General features: G+C 40.2%; 15 protein-coding genes. 9 read left to right on the top strand and 6 right to left on the bottom strand.

Translation table 11 applies throughout. The annotated features are described in order from the left end of the window. Positions 1-63: 63 nt before the first annotated feature. On the bottom strand, positions 64-594 hold the full coding sequence (locus tag ADS77_RS11900; protein ID WP_054454593.1) for a Spy/CpxP family protein refolding chaperone: 531 nt from the start codon (positions 592-594) through the stop codon (positions 64-66). A 170-nt stretch (positions 595-764) separates the two neighbouring features. Between ADS77_RS11900 and ADS77_RS11905 the strand changes: the two genes are divergently transcribed. The 3 genes from ADS77_RS11905 to ADS77_RS11915 are packed head-to-tail and all read left to right on the top strand — an operon-like array spanning position 765 to position 3,796. Continuing rightward, positions 765-1,454 (top strand): response regulator transcription factor, encoded by a 690-nt coding sequence (locus ADS77_RS11905; protein WP_054203189.1) that lies wholly within the window; start codon positions 765-767, stop codon positions 1,452-1,454. Further along, positions 1,432-2,844, top strand: coding sequence for an ATP-binding protein (locus ADS77_RS11910; protein ID WP_054203076.1), 1,413 nt, complete (start codon positions 1,432-1,434; stop codon positions 2,842-2,844). The genes ADS77_RS11905 and ADS77_RS11910 overlap by 23 nt, the downstream gene beginning before the upstream one ends. A 7-nt stretch (positions 2,845-2,851) precedes the next feature. Further along, positions 2,852-3,796 (top strand): alpha/beta fold hydrolase, encoded by a 945-nt coding sequence (locus tag ADS77_RS11915; protein ID WP_054203075.1) that lies wholly within the window; start codon positions 2,852-2,854, stop codon positions 3,794-3,796. Here ADS77_RS11915 and ADS77_RS11920 read toward each other — a convergent pair. Beyond that, positions 3,772-4,683 carry a cation diffusion facilitator family transporter gene (locus ADS77_RS11920; protein WP_082355676.1) on the bottom strand — a complete coding sequence of 304 codons (912 nt, stop codon included), beginning with the start codon at positions 4,681-4,683 and terminating at the stop codon, positions 3,772-3,774. The genes ADS77_RS11915 and ADS77_RS11920 overlap by 25 nt on opposite strands. Before the next feature lie 107 nt (positions 4,684-4,790). Between ADS77_RS11920 and trmL the strand changes: the two genes are divergently transcribed. Together trmL and ADS77_RS11930 are read left to right on the top strand one after the other, a co-directional pair. Then, positions 4,791-5,255, top strand: a complete 465-nt coding sequence (trmL, locus tag ADS77_RS11925) for a tRNA (uridine(34)/cytosine(34)/5-carboxymethylaminomethyluridine(34)-2'-O)-methyltransferase TrmL (protein WP_054203074.1) — start codon at positions 4,791-4,793, stop codon at positions 5,253-5,255. 145 nt (positions 5,256-5,400) lie between these two features. Continuing rightward, positions 5,401-9,261: a GGDEF domain-containing phosphodiesterase gene (locus ADS77_RS11930; protein ID WP_054454594.1), complete on the top strand. Its 3,861-nt coding sequence runs from the start codon at positions 5,401-5,403 to the stop codon at positions 9,259-9,261. Positions 9,262-9,313: 52 nt separating this feature from the next. Here ADS77_RS11930 and gpsA read toward each other — a convergent pair whose 3' ends face one another. Genes gpsA through ADS77_RS11950 form a run of 4 tightly spaced genes read right to left on the bottom strand, consistent with a single transcriptional unit; the run spans position 9,314 to position 11,572 of the window. Then, entirely contained in the window at positions 9,314-10,321 is a 1,008-nt protein-coding gene (gene gpsA / locus ADS77_RS11935; protein WP_054454597.1) for an NAD(P)H-dependent glycerol-3-phosphate dehydrogenase, read from the bottom strand. A 3-nt stretch (positions 10,322-10,324) separates the two neighbouring features. Beyond that, complete coding sequence (secB, locus tag ADS77_RS11940) at positions 10,325-10,813, bottom strand: protein-export chaperone SecB (RefSeq protein ID WP_054203071.1); 489 nt, start codon at positions 10,811-10,813, stop codon at positions 10,325-10,327. A 38-nt stretch (positions 10,814-10,851) separates the two neighbouring features. Then, entirely contained in the window at positions 10,852-11,109 is a 258-nt protein-coding gene (gene grxC / locus ADS77_RS11945) for a glutaredoxin 3 (protein WP_054203070.1), read from the bottom strand. Positions 11,110-11,140: 31 nt separating this feature from the next. Then, on the bottom strand, positions 11,141-11,572 hold the full coding sequence (locus tag ADS77_RS11950; RefSeq protein ID WP_054203069.1) for a rhodanese-like domain-containing protein: 432 nt from the start codon (positions 11,570-11,572) through the stop codon (positions 11,141-11,143). A gap of 200 nt (positions 11,573-11,772) precedes the next feature. On the opposite strand from ADS77_RS11950, the gene gpmM reads away from it, so the two are divergent. The 4 genes from gpmM to ADS77_RS11970 are packed head-to-tail and all read left to right on the top strand — an operon-like array spanning position 11,773 to position 16,576. Continuing rightward, the gene (gene gpmM, locus ADS77_RS11955; protein ID WP_054454599.1) at positions 11,773-13,317 is read left to right on the top strand and encodes a 2,3-bisphosphoglycerate-independent phosphoglycerate mutase; all 1,545 of its coding nucleotides are present in this window, start codon (positions 11,773-11,775) and stop codon (positions 13,315-13,317) included. Between the two features lie 3 nt (positions 13,318-13,320). Further along, complete coding sequence (locus ADS77_RS11960) at positions 13,321-14,475, top strand: murein hydrolase activator EnvC family protein (RefSeq protein WP_054454601.1); 1,155 nt, start codon at positions 13,321-13,323, stop codon at positions 14,473-14,475. A 36-nt stretch (positions 14,476-14,511) separates the two neighbouring features. Continuing rightward, complete coding sequence (locus ADS77_RS11965) at positions 14,512-15,771, top strand: S41 family peptidase (RefSeq protein ID WP_054454608.1); 1,260 nt, start codon at positions 14,512-14,514, stop codon at positions 15,769-15,771. Positions 15,772-15,811: 40 nt separating this feature from the next. Further along, positions 15,812-16,576 carry a divergent polysaccharide deacetylase family protein gene (locus ADS77_RS11970; RefSeq protein WP_099459006.1) on the top strand — a complete coding sequence of 255 codons (765 nt, stop codon included), beginning with the start codon at positions 15,812-15,814 and terminating at the stop codon, positions 16,574-16,576. Positions 16,577-17,072 lie beyond the last annotated feature (496 nt).

Below are 17,072 nucleotides of genomic sequence, written 5' to 3' on the forward strand. Positions count from 1 at the left end.
CGCTGCTACACAAAAAAGCGTGGATTATTAAACCCACGCTTTTACTTTTAATACCGCTAATTATTAACCTTCTTTTTTCTCACCACGGTCGCCTTTTTTACCGCCTTTACCTTTTTTACCCATGCGTTTTTTCATTGCAGAGTACTTTTCACGTTGCTCGGCATTTAATACTTGCCATACTTGGTGCTGAGTTCTTAAGTTAATTAAAGCAAACTGTTCGCCCTTAGTTTGACGTTCAGTAAGTAATTCTTTGGCTGCTGCTTCATCAAACGTTGGCATTTCAAGTAATGTTTTCATTTTTTCTTTGTGAGCCATACGCGCTTTTTTCATCGCTTCTTTGTCATCACCGCGTAACACTTTAAACTGCGCTTTTTGCGCATCAAAAATAGTTTGTAGCTGAGTTTGCTGTGCTTGCGTTAAGCTAAGTTTATCAGCGCCACGTTCAGACAATAAAAAACGTGCTTGATGCTTTTGCTGCGAGTGACCTTGTTTATGGTGGCCACCCTCTTTAGCCATTACGGCTGTAGTGCCTAGAGAGGCGGTTGCCAAACCACAAATTAATACTAGTTTAGAAATTTTAGCTGACATAGTCATAATAATTACCTTTGGGTTGGTTGCGAACTTATTGTGTGTTTCGTTGATGGATTAACTATAACAACTGCAATGCAAAGCAACGCAAAGCAATGTAAAGGTTGTGTAAAGGTTCACTTTTAAGCACTTTAAAGCGTAAAATGAAGTTATTCCCGCACGGTAAAGGCAAGCAAATGAAACTGCTAATGATTGATGATGACACTGGCTTATGCGAACTACTTAGTGAATATTTAACAGCACAAGGCTATCAAGTCGAATGTGTTCACGATGGTGAGCAAGGTTTAAAACAAGCACTCAGCCAAGAATACGCTTTGATTTTGCTGGATGTAATGCTGCCTAAACTAGATGGCTTTGAAGTTTTAAAACAGTTACGCCAAACAAAATTAACGCCTGTTATTATGCTAACAGCCAAAGGCGAGGACTTTGATCGTATTTTTGGCCTTGAGCTTGGCGCAGACGACTATATTCCAAAACCATTTAATCATCGTGAGTTACTAGCTCGCGTAAAAGCAATAACACGCCGTATAGAACACATAACCAGCTTAGGTAACAGCACGGCAAACAAGTTATCAGTGAACAACATAGTTATTAATCTCGCTGCTCGTGAAGCTTATGTAGATGAGCACCCATTAAGCCTAACAGGCACTGAATATGAAGTACTTGCGTTATTAGTTAAAAGCGCAGGCGAAGTTGTTAGTAAAGAGCAAATAAGTGAACAAGTACTTGGCCGACGCCTCGCTTCATTTGACCGCTCTATTGATATGCATGTAAGCAATATCCGTAAAAAAATAGCTGAGTTCAATATTACTGAACGGATAAAAACGATGCGGGGAACGGGTTATGTCTTTATCCAAGGCGAGTAATAAAGCGAATTTAAAGTGGTTAATTCATCCTAAAAAGTTTTTATTTTTTAAAATTTTTGTGTGGTTTTGGTTAACTGTTATAGGCACAATTGCCTCTCTAGTGTTTTTAAGCAACATTGCAACCAATCAAGTTAGTAACGAAAAACTACGCGGGCCGATGCAAAAAAACCTTGAGTACACAGCTAAAAGCATTGAGCGCAGCGTCACTAGGCACAAAAAATCAGTTCGTGACATACTCTCTCACCCGCGTTTAGCTAAGCGTAAGTTATTATATTTAAACTCAGATCAACCTGAGCTATCGCTCAGTAGCCAAGTACCACCAAATGAAGTTGACTTAAGCCTTCTTAACTTTACCAAGAGCATGGAACCCCAAGTTATTTTCACTGAGCACTATCAAGCCTTTGGCCCTATTAAAGTCAATGTGCCTGAAGGGTTATTTTACTTATACGAAATTAATGTAAATCACCAAACTCCATTCTTTATACGCTTAAAGTTAATGCCAATTTGGTTAAAAATATTGATCGCACTCCTCGCTTCGCTTGCGCTTAGTTTTGTGTTCAGCCGTAGTTTAATTGCACCTATAAATAGCTTAAAACAAGCGGCTATCGCGCTTGCTAATGGTGACTTGTCTGCAAGAGCAAAAATCGATCCTCAAAGAGAAGATGAACTTGGCGTACTTGGCCGCGACTTTAATAGCATGGCAATTCAATTAGAGCGATTACTTTCAGCACAAAAACGTTTACTTGCTGATATATCCCATGAATTACGCTCACCACTAACTCGGCTAAAGATGGCAACTGGCCTTGCTCAAATGCAAACTCCAGAAGAAAACCAAACCTACTTACTACGTATAGAAAAAGAAGCTAATCAACTAGACAAAATGATTGCTGATGTATTACAAGTATCGCGCTTAGAGGCAAAAAGCCAAGCGCTATCACTGCATAAACAGTCCATCGAAGTCATTGTTGAACATGTACTCAATGACGCTCAATTTGAAGCAAACCAAAGCGCTAAACAGCTCATCGTAAATGGGCAACTAAACGCCGAACTTAACTGTGATGAAGCGCTTATAGCCAGTGCGCTAGAGAATGTACTGCGTAACGCAATTAAATATGCTGAGCATACTATTCACTTAACTCTACAGCAAAGCGATGCTATTTATATTGAAATCAGTGATGATGGCCCCGGCGTAGCACCTGAAAACTTAACAAAGCTATGCGAGCCATTTTTTCGCCAATCAGATGCACGAGATAGGACTTCCGGTGGGACGGGCTTAGGTTTAGCTATCGCAAAAAATGCAATCATCGCTCATAATGGCAGCTTAACATTACATAATCACCAGCAAGGCGGTTTATGCGTGCAAATTGTATTACCTTTGGATAAACATTAAGAGCCCTATGTTTTATAGCACAGAGTCAGAACTATTAGCACAACAGTGCACTATCAAACGCTTTTTTGCACAGCAGTTCACTACACAGTATTTAAGCACACCACATGGTAATTTATACTATGGTTTTGCCATACCCAAACACGCTAAAACAGCCATTGTTATTAGCACAGGAAGAATTGAAGGACTTGATAAATACCAAGAGTTAATATGGGAGCTTTATAATAATGGGTATGCCATTTTTATTATTGATCATCAAGGCCAAGGGCGCTCATATCGCACATTAGCAAACCCACATAAAGGATACGTTAATAAATTTAATGACTATGCGGATGATTTAGCCTTATTTGATAAAACTGTCATCGCACAACATTGGCAAGGTAAAAAAATATTACTGGGTCACTCTATGGGTGGCGCAATAGCTTATAATTTTTTAGCTCGGCATAAACATAACTATCAAGGTGTATTTTTGTCGGCCCCTATGTTTGATATTTACACTAAAGGTACACCTAGACCAATTGCAAAATTAGCCGCATCTATTGCCTGCTTATTAGGGTGTCAACAATATTACGCACTTGGCCAAAAAGATTATCACCCTGATGAGTTTTCACTTAACACACTCACTAGCAGCCCATTACGTTATCAATTTTTTAGACAAACTTATGAAATTGAAAAAAGCTTACAGCTTGGTGGCGTTACTTATGGGTGGCTCAATGCTGTTTTTAAATTTATTGACCAATTAACACAGCAAAATGTCACTATTCCACTGTTTGTTGCCAGTGCTCAGTGCGATGTTATCGTCGACAACCAAGCACAACAACAATTAGTAAAGCGCCTACCAAACGCAAAAATACACACTTTTCCAAGCGCAAAACACGAATTACTATTTGAACAAGATCACATTCGCCAAGCCGTACTCACCCGCTTTTATCAATTTTGTAACTCATTAACTTGAGCTGCCTTATAGCACACAGAAATAGGGTCTTGGTGAATCAAAATATCCATTTCACAATTAAACTCTTGTTGAATCATCGCGACAACTTCATCTGCAACATGGTGCGCACGAATAAGCGGTAATGTATCTTCAAGCTCTAAATGCATTTGAATAAATTTAATTTTACCACCTTGGCGAGTGCGTACATCATGTACTCCAAAAACATCTTCGTGGCTATTTGCAATTAAAACGATCTCGGCTTTTTCTTCATCAGGAAGCTCTTTATCCATTAAATGATCGGCACTTTGCCTTGCAATATCCCAACTGTTATAAAGTAAGTAACCCGCAACCCCTATCGCAAAGATCGGATCAGCATATAGCATACCGTTTTGCGCAAGTAATATTGCCACCAGCACAGCAGCATTTAAAATCAAATCGCCTTTGTAATGAACTGAATCAGCTTTAATAGCAATAGACTCGGTATGCTTAATAACTTTAGTTTGCACATAAACCACGACCAAAGTGCATGCAATAGCGAATATGCTTACCCAAACACCCAGCATAGAGTGGTTGAGCTCCACAGGGTTAAACAGTCTTTCAATGCCATGAAATGCTAGCAAACACCCTGAGCCCGCAATAAATGCAGCTTGCCCTAGTCCCGCCAACGCTTCAGCCTTACCATGACCAAAACGATGGTCATCGTCAGCGGGGCGTAGCGCATAACCAAGCACTAAAAAGCTCATAGCAGAAGCGGTTATATCCATTAATGAATCAGTTAATGATCCAAGCATTGAAGCAGAGCCAGATGCCAACCAGGCCCAGCATTTAGCTGCAATCATTAAGCTCACCATTACCATGGTTACTATACTTGCGGTTTTAACCCAAAACTCATAACTACGCTGATGCACGTCTTACCTTCGTATTAAACGACTTAGTTATAATCAGTATATCATTTTTTTTATTTAGTTCGTGTATACTCAGCGCCGATCAATACTGTTTTTAATAAGGCACACACATGCTCGATATCGTTTTATACCAACCAGAAATCCCACCTAACACAGGAAATATTATTCGCCTTTGTGCAAACACTGGCTTTGCACTGCATTTAATTGAACCGCTTGGATTTGAATGGGATGATAAACGCGTAAAACGAGCGGGCCTTGATTATCATGAATTTAGCCACGTACAACGCCACGCATCATTTGAAGCATACTTAGAAAAGTGCAAACCTAAAAAAGTATATGCGTGTACAACCAAAGGCAGTCAATTTCACCACCAAGCTAGTTACGAAGCAGGTGATTGTTTAGTGTTTGGCCCTGAAACACGCGGCCTACCAGACGAACTAATTCAATCATTACCAAATGAACAACGTGTACGCATTCCAATGCAAGCGAACAGTCGCAGCATGAACTTATCTAATGCCGTAGCTGTTTTCGTATATGAATCATGGCGTCAATTAGGATTTCCTAACGCGCAATAAATTTATATTTAGCGCCATAAATTACTGGCGCGCTCCCTCCGTCACAATTTAAGCTACCCATAAAAAATATTTCACGCCCACAAACTCGCAATAAAACTTTTCCTAAACTAATATTTATTAGTTATTCAAATTAAGAGTTGGTGGGATGCAATTGCACTATTTATTAAAGGTATGCTGCTTTATAAGCTTATTTATTTCCCCGCCTGCTATTTCTTATGTTACCGATTTGGATTCTAATCAACTTGCCATACCAACTATTAATGATTTTACTCATGACATAAACAATACAATGTGGCTTGCCACAGAAAATGGTGTATTCAATTATGACGGTCATTCACTTTTCAGTAATCAAACAGCGCCTTTTTCTAACCTGCCATCGCAGTCTATTTTGCAAATATCGGCTTATAAATCGTGGTTATTAATTAATACCACACAGGGCTTAAGTTTAATCAACTTGATAAACAATCAATTGGATCAACTCACTAATACGCCTATTACACATCCAATATTAAATTCAGAACAGGGTTTTTTATTCCTGTTAAAAGGCCAGCTTTACACAATCAAAGAAGAAAAATTACATCAATTACTCTCACTACAAAACCCTATTTCGAACATTGCGTTAGGGTATAAAAATCACATATGGATCCACAGTCAAAATAACCGTATTAGTCACTTTGATTTAGTAACAAATCGAACCACTACTGAATTCACTGCACCGCAGAAAATAAACCAACTAGCACCGAGTACAGCGTCACCAAAACTAATTTATAAAACAGAGCAAGGAAATCTATATTTAATCGATAACAACGGCTCCACACAAAAGCTGCCAAATGTTCACAAAAACCCTCAGCAACTGCAATTATTAAATGGGCAACTTTATTATCTGCACAATCAGCAAGCTTTTGCCTTTAACTTAAAAACAAACAAAGCTAAACCTCTGTTTTACAATTCATCCAATCGATTCATAGCAACAAAACAAAGCAATGATCAGTTATGGTTGCAATTACTTAATAAAAATTGGCTAACCCTACCTCAGTCACGCCTAGTTAGTACACCTATAACCAATAGCCCAGTCCCACGTATTCAGCAATACTATAAAACATTTACACAAATACACTCTTTGTCACTCAATAAAACAATAACTAAAATACATTATTTACGTGACGAAAAGTGGGCAATAGCAACAAACCAAGAGCTCTATCTATACGATGCTTCATTACAGACATTTGATTTAATTTTAAATAATGAAGTGTCGGCCTTAAACTTTACCTTACCAGCGAGTTTACTGGTGGCAACAAAAGGCCAACTACTTGAGTATAACCTTGCACAAAAGCGTACCATTGAACGCTACCCAGTTAACGAAATCATTGCCTTAACTTCACTTTCGAAAACTCATCACATAGCAGCCACTAATCAACACTTATTTTATGTAGCAAATGGGCAAATAACCCCATTAACCTTATTAACTAAGCCAGAAGGTCAAATTAATAACCTGCACTACCAAGCAAGTTCTTCAACATTTTTACTGGCTACAACACACGGTTTATGGAAAGGAGAATTACAGCTACAAAATGAAAACATACTTAAAGATATTACTCTTAACTTAAATAAGATAAGCGCAATTCCAACATTCGCAACTTATGAAGCCCCTAAAAATGCTTTATGGATAAGCGACACTCAAGGCATAAAGCTCTATCACCCTGTAGATAACCAAGAGAATGAAATTGCCAATAACAACATCAGCGCCAACATAGTTGGCATTGCGAGTAATGATCACATTGCCAACTCCCCCTTAACTATCAGTTACCGAGACAAAATAATTTTATACAGCAACACAAACAGTGTTTTACTTGAAGCGCAATCAAATAAAACGCCGCCACTGACTGATTCATTATCTATCAGTAAACTTACATTGCACTACCAACACACAAACCAAAGCTTTTATCATTTAGCGACAAATGCTGTACAGGCGGATCAACCACTCAAAGGGACTACAATTTGGTTTGGTAACTTAAACAATATGCCTGCAAAGCTCAGTTATAGATTAACCTCTGATGGTGAATGGCAAACGCTGCCTATTTCACAAAATATGCTGAGCCTATCCAACCTATTACACGATACCTATTTAGAAGTAAAAAACCTCAATCAAGAAAATAGTCCCCCGCTCGTTTTACACATTAAGCAAACAGCCTTTTTAATACCTAACTGGTTCACTTATGCAGCTATTATATTTGGTATCAGCTTAATCTTAATATTGTTTTTTATTATTCTTAAGCTAAAAAATAGCGCTAAGCATAACCTTTCAAATGCGCTGATGGCGCAATCAAAAGATGCTATTTGGATTGCCGATGAACATTTGCAAATCACTCAAATTAATCCAGCGTTTACTCATATTTGTGGCTATAAACCTGAAGATGTAATAGGCAAAAAACCTAAATTACTCACCATAAATGGCCGCGATCATAAGTTAGAAAACCTTATTAATAATGAGCTAGAAGCTGATGGCTATTGGTCTGGTGAAATTTGGAATTTACGAAAAGATGGTCAACCGTATGCGCTCGATCTCTCTATTACCAAAGTGCAAACTCCAAACTTGCGAACTAGCCATGCACATTACATTGGTCTATTTTCCGATGTTACGGCGCGTAAGAACAATGAACGAGCAATGTTACGCTTAACTATTAGAGACACTGTAACAGGCCTTTCAAATAGAGTTATTTTTATTGAATCCGTTAACAAAGCAATCGCCAGTTGCAATAATAATTTTCCAAATTTATTGATCATCTTTATCGATTTAGACAATTTTAAAAAAATTAACGACTCATTAGGTCACTCTCTTGGCGATGAGTTATTAAAAGAAGTCGCAGGTCGATTAACCCAAATGCTTGATTCCGGTTTTACATTAGCGCGATTAGGTGGTGATGAATTTGCCGTACTGGTACCCCCTTACTTATATTCAGGCATGACCATTTTCTTTGCAAAAAAATTGGCCGACAATATCCTCAAACAATTTCAAGCACCTTTTTTACTCAATGGTATAGAAAGCTCAATATCAGCCTGCTGCGGCATTGCCACTTACCCTGACAATGGCTACACCAGTGATGCATTAATGCGCAGTGCCAATAGCGCGCTTAACCACGCAAAAAAAATGGGACACAATAATTACCAATTTTTTGATAAATCAAAACACACCATCGACCCAAATACACTCAGTAAAGAAAGTGCGCTATTTAGAGCAATTGAAAATGATGATTTTCAATTATTTTACCAACCTAAATATGATGTAAATAAAGATCAAATTCACGGTTTTGAAGCGCTTGTTCGCTGGCCCCAAGAAGGGAGTAACATTATTAGTCCTGCAGAGTTTATTCCTATTGCAGAACAAAATGGTGCCATCATTCCACTTACTTTATTACTAATGAAACAGTTGTTTAAGCAACTCGAGATTTGGCGTAGTCAAGACGTTAACTTTGGAAAGGTTGCCATTAATATTTCAGCCCTGCATTTTCAACAATCCAGCTTAGTTGAAACCCTCACCGAATGCCTAACCAATTATGATGTACCGGCACGATGTGTAGAGCTTGAAATAACCGAAAGTGCGATGATGGATAATCCTGAATTCGCACAACAACAAATGAACCGCTTGAAAGCACTGGGCTTTACAATTGCATTAGACGACTTTGGTACAGGGCACTCATCCCTTGGGTACTTAAAACGCTTTCCGATTGATACACTAAAAATAGATCGCTCATTTATTAAAGACATCGTCGACAATGAACAAGATCGTAATATCACGGCCACAATTATTCGTCTGGCTAAATACTTAAATATTGATGTTATCGCTGAGGGCGTTGAAACAAAAGCACAAGCCTATATGCTGCATGTAATGGGATGTAGTTATATGCAAGGCTACTATTACAGTCGGCCATTACATGTAGATAAGGTAGCGGAGTTCGTAAACAAAAGTAACGCCCCAAAAGACACAGACTTTACTGATGAGTTATAAACGAAGATAAAAAACGCGATAATATCGCGCTTTTTATCTTATTTATCAGTCATTACTCAGATTTTTGCTCTCGACCCAATAAGGCCATTGCAGCTTCTTTCACGTCTTTATTTTGATAAAGAACCTGATAAATTTGCTCAGTGATAGGCATTTCAATACCTGTTCGCTGGGCGAGTAAATAAACCTCTTTGGTGTTGCGATAGCCTTCAACAACTTGGCCAATTGATTCCATGGCCGAATCGACCGTTTCACCTTTTCCAAGCGCAATACCAAATCGACGATTACGAGACTGGTTATCTGTACAAGTTAGTATAAGGTCACCAAGACCAGCCATTCCCATAAAGGTCTCAGGCTTTGCACCCAGCGCGCAACCTAAGCGACATAGCTCGGCTAAACCGCGAGTGATCAAAGCAGTACGTGCATTTGCACCAAAGCCAAAACCATCCGACATACCCGCACCAATTGCAATCACGTTTTTAACCGCGCCACCGAGCTGAATTCCAATAAAGTCATCATTGTTATACACCCTAAACGAGCGGCCACAATGCAATAAATCAGCGAGTTGTTTAGCAAAGCTTGGAGACGTTGATGAAACAGATACAGCAGTAACCAAACCCATTGCCATTTCTTTTGCAAAGGTAGGACCCGATATAACCGCTAACGGTATTTCATCACCTAACTCTTGCTGAGCAACTTCTTGTAATAATCGCCCAGTATCAGGCTCAAGCCCTTTGGTCGCCCACGCAACTTCAGCACCATCAAGCAACGAAGGTTTTATTTGCTGCAGCGTATCGCCAAATGCATGGCTCGGCACAACAACTAGTACAATTTTGCTAGCAGTAACGGCTATGTGTAAATCGGCTTCGAGTAATAGGGTGTCCGGAAATGCGACATCAGGAAGGTAACGTTGATTTTTCCGCTCAGCTGCAAGCGTGGCAACGTCGTCGCTATTGCGTCCCCAAAGAGTCACTTGGTGACCATTTCGGGCTAAGCAAATAGCAAGGGCGGTGCCATAAGACCCCGCCCCTAATACAGTAACAGCTGAATTGGCTGTACTCATAAATTATGCGTCTGCAGTTGCCTGATCAGCTTGTGCTGCACGTTGCTGCATGTATTGCGCGAACAACGCGTCAAAGTTTACAGGTGCAAGATTAAGCTGTGGGAACGTACCACGGTTTACTAGGTTAGATACCGCTTCACGTGCATATGGGAACAACACGTTAGGGCAGAATGCACCAAGCATGTGCGCAAGTTGCACTTCTTCAACTTCAGCAATGGTAAAAATACCCGCTTGTTGAATTTCACATAAAAACGCAGTTTCTTCACCGATAGAAGCCGTTACAGTTAGCGCTAATACAACTTCAAAAACACCTTCGTCTAATTTGTTTGAACGTGTATCAAGATCAAGTTTAACTTCCGGTGTCCACTCTTTTTGAAAGATAGCAGGCGAATTTGGCGTTTCAAAAGACACATCTTTTGTGTAAATACGTTGAATAGTAAATTGTGCGCCAGTTTCTTCTTGTGCTGCTACGTTTTGGTTTTCTTCGTTCATGATAAATCCTAACTTTTAATCGTTTTTATAATAAGTGCTTAAGCGTTTAACTTAGCGTCAAGTTTGCCTTGGGCTTCTATAGCCATCATGTCGTCACAACCGCCGATATGCTCATCATTAATAAAAATTTGCGGTACTGTGCTTGCGCCACCAGCTTTGGCAATCATTTCATCGCGTAATTGCGGTTGTACACCAATATCTATATTTGTAAATTGCACACCTTTGCTTGTTAGCAATGCCAATGCACGCTGGCAAAAAGGACAATACGCTTTGGTGTAAAGAACAACATTACTCATAACAATTCCTCTATCGGCCTAACTAAATAAATTAGCGACCCGTTGTCGTTGGAAGGCCCGCATTTTGCCACGCACCCATACCACCAGATAATACATAAACCGATTCAAAACCCGCTTTATGCATAGCGGTTGCGATACCTGAGGCTGTCATGCCTGTGGTACATACCAATATAATGGGTTTACTCTTAGACTTTTCAAGGCTTGAGAAGTCAGATTGTTTCGCTTTTTCAGGGCTTAAGTGTTCAGCACCTGCAATCCGGCCATTATTAAATTCTTTTTGAGCGCGAATATCGACAACAAGACCGTCTTCACGGTTAATTAATAACGTTAATTGCTGTGGATTTATTTGGCGAATTGCTGAAAATTTACTTTTAAACCAGCCGCCCACAATCAGCGCAACCAAACCTACCCAAGCAGCACTTAATATTGGGTGATTACTAACAAACTCTATATATTGATCCATGCGTCTTCCACTATGAAAATTGTCCCGCGCCTTTAGCGCTGGGGTTAAACGTAAGGGCACTGCCCTAGCCACGCAAGTATACGTGCTTGATTAAAAATTACCAGAGAGTGAAATATTTTAATATCACCCATTGATTGCTGATCATAAATACAAAACACGGTATGCTAAGGCTAGGCAGGAGCTAATTTTCAGGAGCAAAAATGACACAACATAAAAAACCTTTGGTATTAATGATTTTAGATGGTTGGGGATACCGTGAAGATGAACAAAGTAATGCAATCTTAGCGGCAAATACGCCCGTTTTAGACGAACTTTGGGCAACTCGCCCGCACACTCTAATTTCAGGTTCTGGTTTAGATGTTGGTCTTCCTGATGGTCAAATGGGCAACTCAGAAGTTGGCCATGTAAACCTTGGCGCAGGGCGCGTGGTTTATCAAGACTTCACCCGTATTACAAAATCGATAGATGATGGTGAATTTGAACACAACCCAACGCTAGTTGAGAATATCGACAAAGCGGTAAATGCAGGTAAAGCAGTGCACTTAATGGGTTTATTAAGCCCAGGTGGTGTTCATAGTCATGAAGACCACATTGTTGCCGCAATCAAGATGGCCGCTGCACGTGGAGCTAAAGAAGTATACTTTCATGCGTTTTTAGATGGCCGAGACACCCCACCGCGCAGCGCAAAAACATCGATTGAGCGTATAGAGGCTCTATTTAGTGAATTAAACTGTGGGCGCTTAGCATCAGTTATCGGTCGTTATTACGCGATGGACCGCGATAATCGCTGGAACCGCGTAGAGCAAGCCTACGACCTAATGGTAAGTGGTATTGCACAATACAGCTACGAAAACGCTATTGATGCATTAGCCGCAGCTTACGAACGTGATGAAAACGATGAGTTTGTTGGTGCAACGACCATTGCACCACAAAACCAAGACGCCGTACAAATTAATGATGGCGACACCGTTATATTCTTAAACTTTAGAGCCGATCGCGCCCGTGAAATGACCCGCGCATTTGTCGATAAAGATTTCGCCGGTTTTACCAAGAAAAAAGCACCACAGTTAAGTGCCTTTGTGATGTTAACCGAATACGCAGCTGACATCGACGCTCCAGCAGCATTCGCGCCTGTTCCTTTAACAAATGTACTGGGTGAATGGTTTGAAAAACACGGTAAAACCCAACTGCGTATCTCTGAAACAGAAAAATACGCACACGTTACGTTTTTCTTTAGTGGCGGACGTGAAAATGAATTTGAAGGCGAAACACGCGAGCTGATCCCGTCACCGCAAGTTGCAACTTACGACCTACAACCAGAAATGAACTCAGAAATGCTCACCGATAAGCTAGTAGACGCAATTAAAAGCGGCAAATACGACGCAATTATTTGTAACTATCCAAACGGTGATATGGTCGGTCATTCAGGTGTATTTGAAGCTGCTGTTAAAGCCTGTGAAGCGGTTGATCACTGTATTGGCCGTGTTGTTGCAGTGCTCAACGAGTTTGGCGGAGAAGCACTTATTACAGCCGATCATGGTAATGCAGAGCAAATGGCTAACCTTGAAACTGGCCAAGCTCATACCGCACACACCAGCGAACCGGTGCCGTTTATTTATGTAGGTCGCGATGCCACGCCAAGTGAAGGTAAAGCATTAAGTGATGTAGCACCAACCATGTTGCACTTAATGGGCATGGAACAGCCAGTTGAAATGACTGGCACACCAATCATGACACTGAAATAAACCATGATAAAAAGTATTAGCCCGTTAACTTTTAGTGCACTCGCTTTTACTGCGTTAATATTCACTTCATTAGTGGTGGCTCCTGCCACTGCTAATGAAGATCGTACTAAAAAAGATTTATCTGAAATTCAAACGGCAATCAAACAAACCGAAGCGCAACTACAAGCGCAGCGCAGCGACATTGCAAAACTACAAAAAAACCTACAACAGTACGAACTCGATATAGCTAAAAGTGCCAAAGCACTCAACATTGCCGAACAATCCATTAGTGAAACCAAAAAACAACAAAAACAGCAACAGCAGCAAGCTAATACCTTAGAAAAAAAGCGTAAATTACAGCAACAAGCTCTCGCCGCACAAATTAAAAGCGCCTATATGTCTGGCGGTCATGACTATTCTAAAATGCTTTTAAATCAAGAAAACACCGCACAAATGGAGCGAACATTAAGTTATTACAATTACTTAAATAAAGCCCGCATTAAACAAATCGATGAGTTAAAAGAACTCCTCATTGAAATTGAAAAAGTACAAACCGAGCTTGAAAAAACCACCCAGCACTTAGTTACCTTACACAAAGAGCAAGCAAGCCGGCAACAAGCGCTTATTACCGCGCAACAACAACGTAAAAAAAATATTCGTGATTTAAAAAATAAACTTAGCTCCACTAAAAGTTCGATCAATTATTTAAAAGAAAACGAAAAAACGCTACTCAGTACCCTACAAACACTCGAACAAGAAAAAACTCAAAAAGTAGAGCTGCTTGGCTTAAGCACTAGCAAAGGTAAATTAAATTGGCCAACAAAGGGCAAGCTTAAGCATAGTTTTGGGCAAAAGAAACATGGCGGTATTGACTGGAAAGGCGTACTTATTGGCGCTAACGAAGGCAACAATGTACACAGTGTACATAACGGCCAAGTAGTATTTGCTGATTGGTTGAAAGGTTATGGCTGGGTTATTGTAATCGACCACGGCGAAGGCTTTATGAGTTTATATGGCCATACCCAAACCTTATTAAAAGACGTAGGCGATATGGTTCGCCAAGGCGATACCATTGCATTAGTAGGGCAAAGCGGCGGACAAGCCAGTTCTGGTCTATACTTTGAAATACGCCACAAAGGACGCGCAGTAAATCCTGTAAAATGGTGCAGACGCATTTAATTGATTAAACAGCTGCACCCTCTCTGGAGGCAGCTGATGCTTAATACAAAAATACACTCTATCTCACAACAGTTACAACATTATGCTATTAACTGTTCAATAAGTTACTTTTTACTTATCTGTATACTGTGCATCAGCTTTAGTAGTGCTGCCGTCACCTCTGTTAATGATTTAAAAAGCCAGCAAAAAAACGAAATCCTTTTTAATATTCACGCATACTACGTTGAAGATCTCGCTTTGCAGCAAAGCTTTGAAACAACGCAACCGTTTGAAGCCCTGTTAGCCAAATTAGATCCTTACTCAAAGTACCTTGACGAAAAAGAACTCGAAGCCCTTTTTAGCAGTACCAATGGTCGTTACACAGGGCTCGGTATTGAAGTAAAAGAGCAAGAAAAGCAAATAATCATTTTAAATGCCATAAAAAACTCCCCTGCGGCCATTGCTGGCGTTCAAAAAAACGATATTGTTCTGGCTGTTAATCAGCAGTCAGTCGTGAATAAAGATATTAATCAAGTCACTAGCATGATTAGAAATAGCGACACAGCCACAGTAATATTAACCATTAAACGCAACGATGCTATACAACCCATTGACTTTGCACTCACTCGTACAGAGATCAGTTTAGAGAGCGTCACCAGCTCACTGTCTGAATTTGGCATCGGTTACTTAGCAATTAATAACTTTAGCAACAACACTTTACATGAGGTAGCACGTCAAATTACCAAACTACAAAGTAATTACGGCAACTCACTTACAGGCTTAGTACTTGATTTACGCGATAACCCAGGCGGGACATTACAAAGTGCAGTAGCCGTTTCAGATCTATTTTTGCAAAGTGGCACAATAGTCACTACGCGTGGTCGATTTTACGATGCTAACCAAAGCTTTAGCGCAAAAAAAGGTGATATCTTAAATGGCGCACCAATCGTTGTGCTGATTAATGAAAACTCCGCGTCAGCGGCAGAGATTTTGGCCGCCGCATTAAAAGATAATCATAGAGCGACCCTGATCGGGAGCCAATCATTCGGCAAAGGCTCAGTGCAGTCATTAATCCCGCTGGGTAACGGCAATACCGCCCTCAAATTAACAACGGCAAAGTACTTCACCCCTTCAGGACAATCTATTGACGGGATAGGTATCACTCCCGATTGGGCGATAAATCAAACAGCACTTTCACAAATAGATAAAGTCGTTATAATAAAAAACGAACAAGGAAACGGCAATCGCATGTGGCCTGATCTCAGCCCAGGCGATCCTTTACTATTAAAAGCGCAGCAGCTACTCACGATGAAATAAGTGTTTTAGCTCACATAAAAAGATAATAAAAATTATAAACGTGAAAAAACTGACTTGGTTATTACTGGTTATTTGTACCTTACCCTCGCTTGCCTTAGGTAAGCAAATAGCCATAGTGATTGATGATATTGGTAATCATCAGCGCGACTTAAATACCCTAAATTTACCCGGTAAAATATCGTACTCGATTTTGCCTCATACCCCTTATTCACAAATTTTTGCTCGCCTAGCAAGCAAAGCAAATAAAGAATTATTACTGCACATTCCAATGCAAGCGCTCGATACTAGTAAAGCTCTCGGCCCAGGTGCACTCACCAGCGATATGAGCAAAGAACAACTGCAATATACTTTAGGGAATGCACTTGCCAGCTTACCGCAAGTGAAAGGGGTTAATAACCATATGGGCTCCGCACTTACGCAAGAGAGCTTACCCATGAAGTGGACCATGGAAGTGCTTAAAAAACGTAACCTCTATTTTTTAGACAGCCGCACCACCGGCTTAAGTCAAGCGCAAAACGTGGCTAATTTATATGGCGTAGAAAATGTTGGCCGCCATGTATTTTTAGACAACATCCTCAACGAACAGCAGTTACAATTTCGCTTTAACGAACTTAAGTATAAGGCAGATCGTTATAACTTCGCCATTGCCATCGCCCACCCTCACCCTGAAACCATAGAATTTTTACAGCGCATGCTACCCGAGCTTGAACAACAAGGCTTTGAGCTTGTGCCGCTATCACAACTAGTAGAGCGTAAGTATATACAGCTCGCACAGGCAGAGCATAAAGAGGTTAGTGCAAGATAAAGCGGTCAGCGGTCCAATTGTAAGTTAAAAGCCACAAGTTGAAAGAGAAAAGGAGCTAGTAAACAGCATAGGCCGTCGTTAAATTTATCACGTAGGTTGTGGTTGAGAGCAACGAAACCCAACGATGTAAGAATAAACCCCAGTGGCGGTTTAGAGCGTTCACCGGATATTGACTCAATAAAATAGCTAATTGAGTGGTCGAACTGTAGTTCGCACACAGATTCAGGAAAACCAGCGACGCGCGCATCTTTATCTACTTTATTTTGTATTAAAACTATAAAAAATTAACAGATAGTAATATCTTAGGTAATTTGTTAAAACTATATAAAGCATACATATGAGTGTGGCAAGAGCAAAAACATCCGCGATGCGCGCACTATAGAATTGTTGAACTAAGCCGCTACGCGGAGATCCTATTCTGACCATTTGAGCCACACTTACCTTGGGGTTATCCCATAACTTGGAGGTAAGTCATGAATACACTCATTGAACAAGT

Origin of the sequence: Pseudoalteromonas porphyrae (assembly GCF_001298125.1) — a bacterium.
Taxonomy (GTDB): Bacteria; Pseudomonadota; Gammaproteobacteria; order Enterobacterales; family Alteromonadaceae; genus Pseudoalteromonas; species Pseudoalteromonas neustonica.

Bases quoted from the DNA above. Each gene is read 5' to 3' on its own strand.
- ADS77_RS11900 (WP_054454593.1), bottom strand. From the start codon at position 594: ATGACTATGTCAGCTAAAATTTCTAAACTAGTATTAATTTGTGGTTTG.
- ADS77_RS11905 (WP_054203189.1), top strand. From the start codon at position 765: ATGAAACTGCTAATGATTGATGATGACACTGGCTTATGCGAACTACTT.
- ADS77_RS11910 (WP_054203076.1), top strand. From the start codon at position 1,432: ATGTCTTTATCCAAGGCGAGTAATAAAGCGAATTTAAAGTGGTTAATT.
- ADS77_RS11915 (WP_054203075.1), top strand. From the start codon at position 2,852: ATGTTTTATAGCACAGAGTCAGAACTATTAGCACAACAGTGCACTATC.
- trmL (WP_054203074.1), top strand. From the start codon at position 4,791: ATGCTCGATATCGTTTTATACCAACCAGAAATCCCACCTAACACAGGA.
- ADS77_RS11930 (WP_054454594.1), top strand. From the start codon at position 5,401: ATGCAATTGCACTATTTATTAAAGGTATGCTGCTTTATAAGCTTATTT.
- gpsA (WP_054454597.1), bottom strand. From the start codon at position 10,321: ATGAGTACAGCCAATTCAGCTGTTACTGTATTAGGGGCGGGGTCTTAT.
- secB (WP_054203071.1), bottom strand. From the start codon at position 10,813: ATGAACGAAGAAAACCAAAACGTAGCAGCACAAGAAGAAACTGGCGCA.
- grxC (WP_054203070.1), bottom strand. From the start codon at position 11,109: ATGAGTAATGTTGTTCTTTACACCAAAGCGTATTGTCCTTTTTGCCAG.
- ADS77_RS11950 (WP_054203069.1), bottom strand. From the start codon at position 11,572: ATGGATCAATATATAGAGTTTGTTAGTAATCACCCAATATTAAGTGCT.
- gpmM (WP_054454599.1), top strand. From the start codon at position 11,773: ATGACACAACATAAAAAACCTTTGGTATTAATGATTTTAGATGGTTGG.
- ADS77_RS11960 (WP_054454601.1), top strand. From the start codon at position 13,321: ATGATAAAAAGTATTAGCCCGTTAACTTTTAGTGCACTCGCTTTTACT.
- ADS77_RS11965 (WP_054454608.1), top strand. From the start codon at position 14,512: ATGCTTAATACAAAAATACACTCTATCTCACAACAGTTACAACATTAT.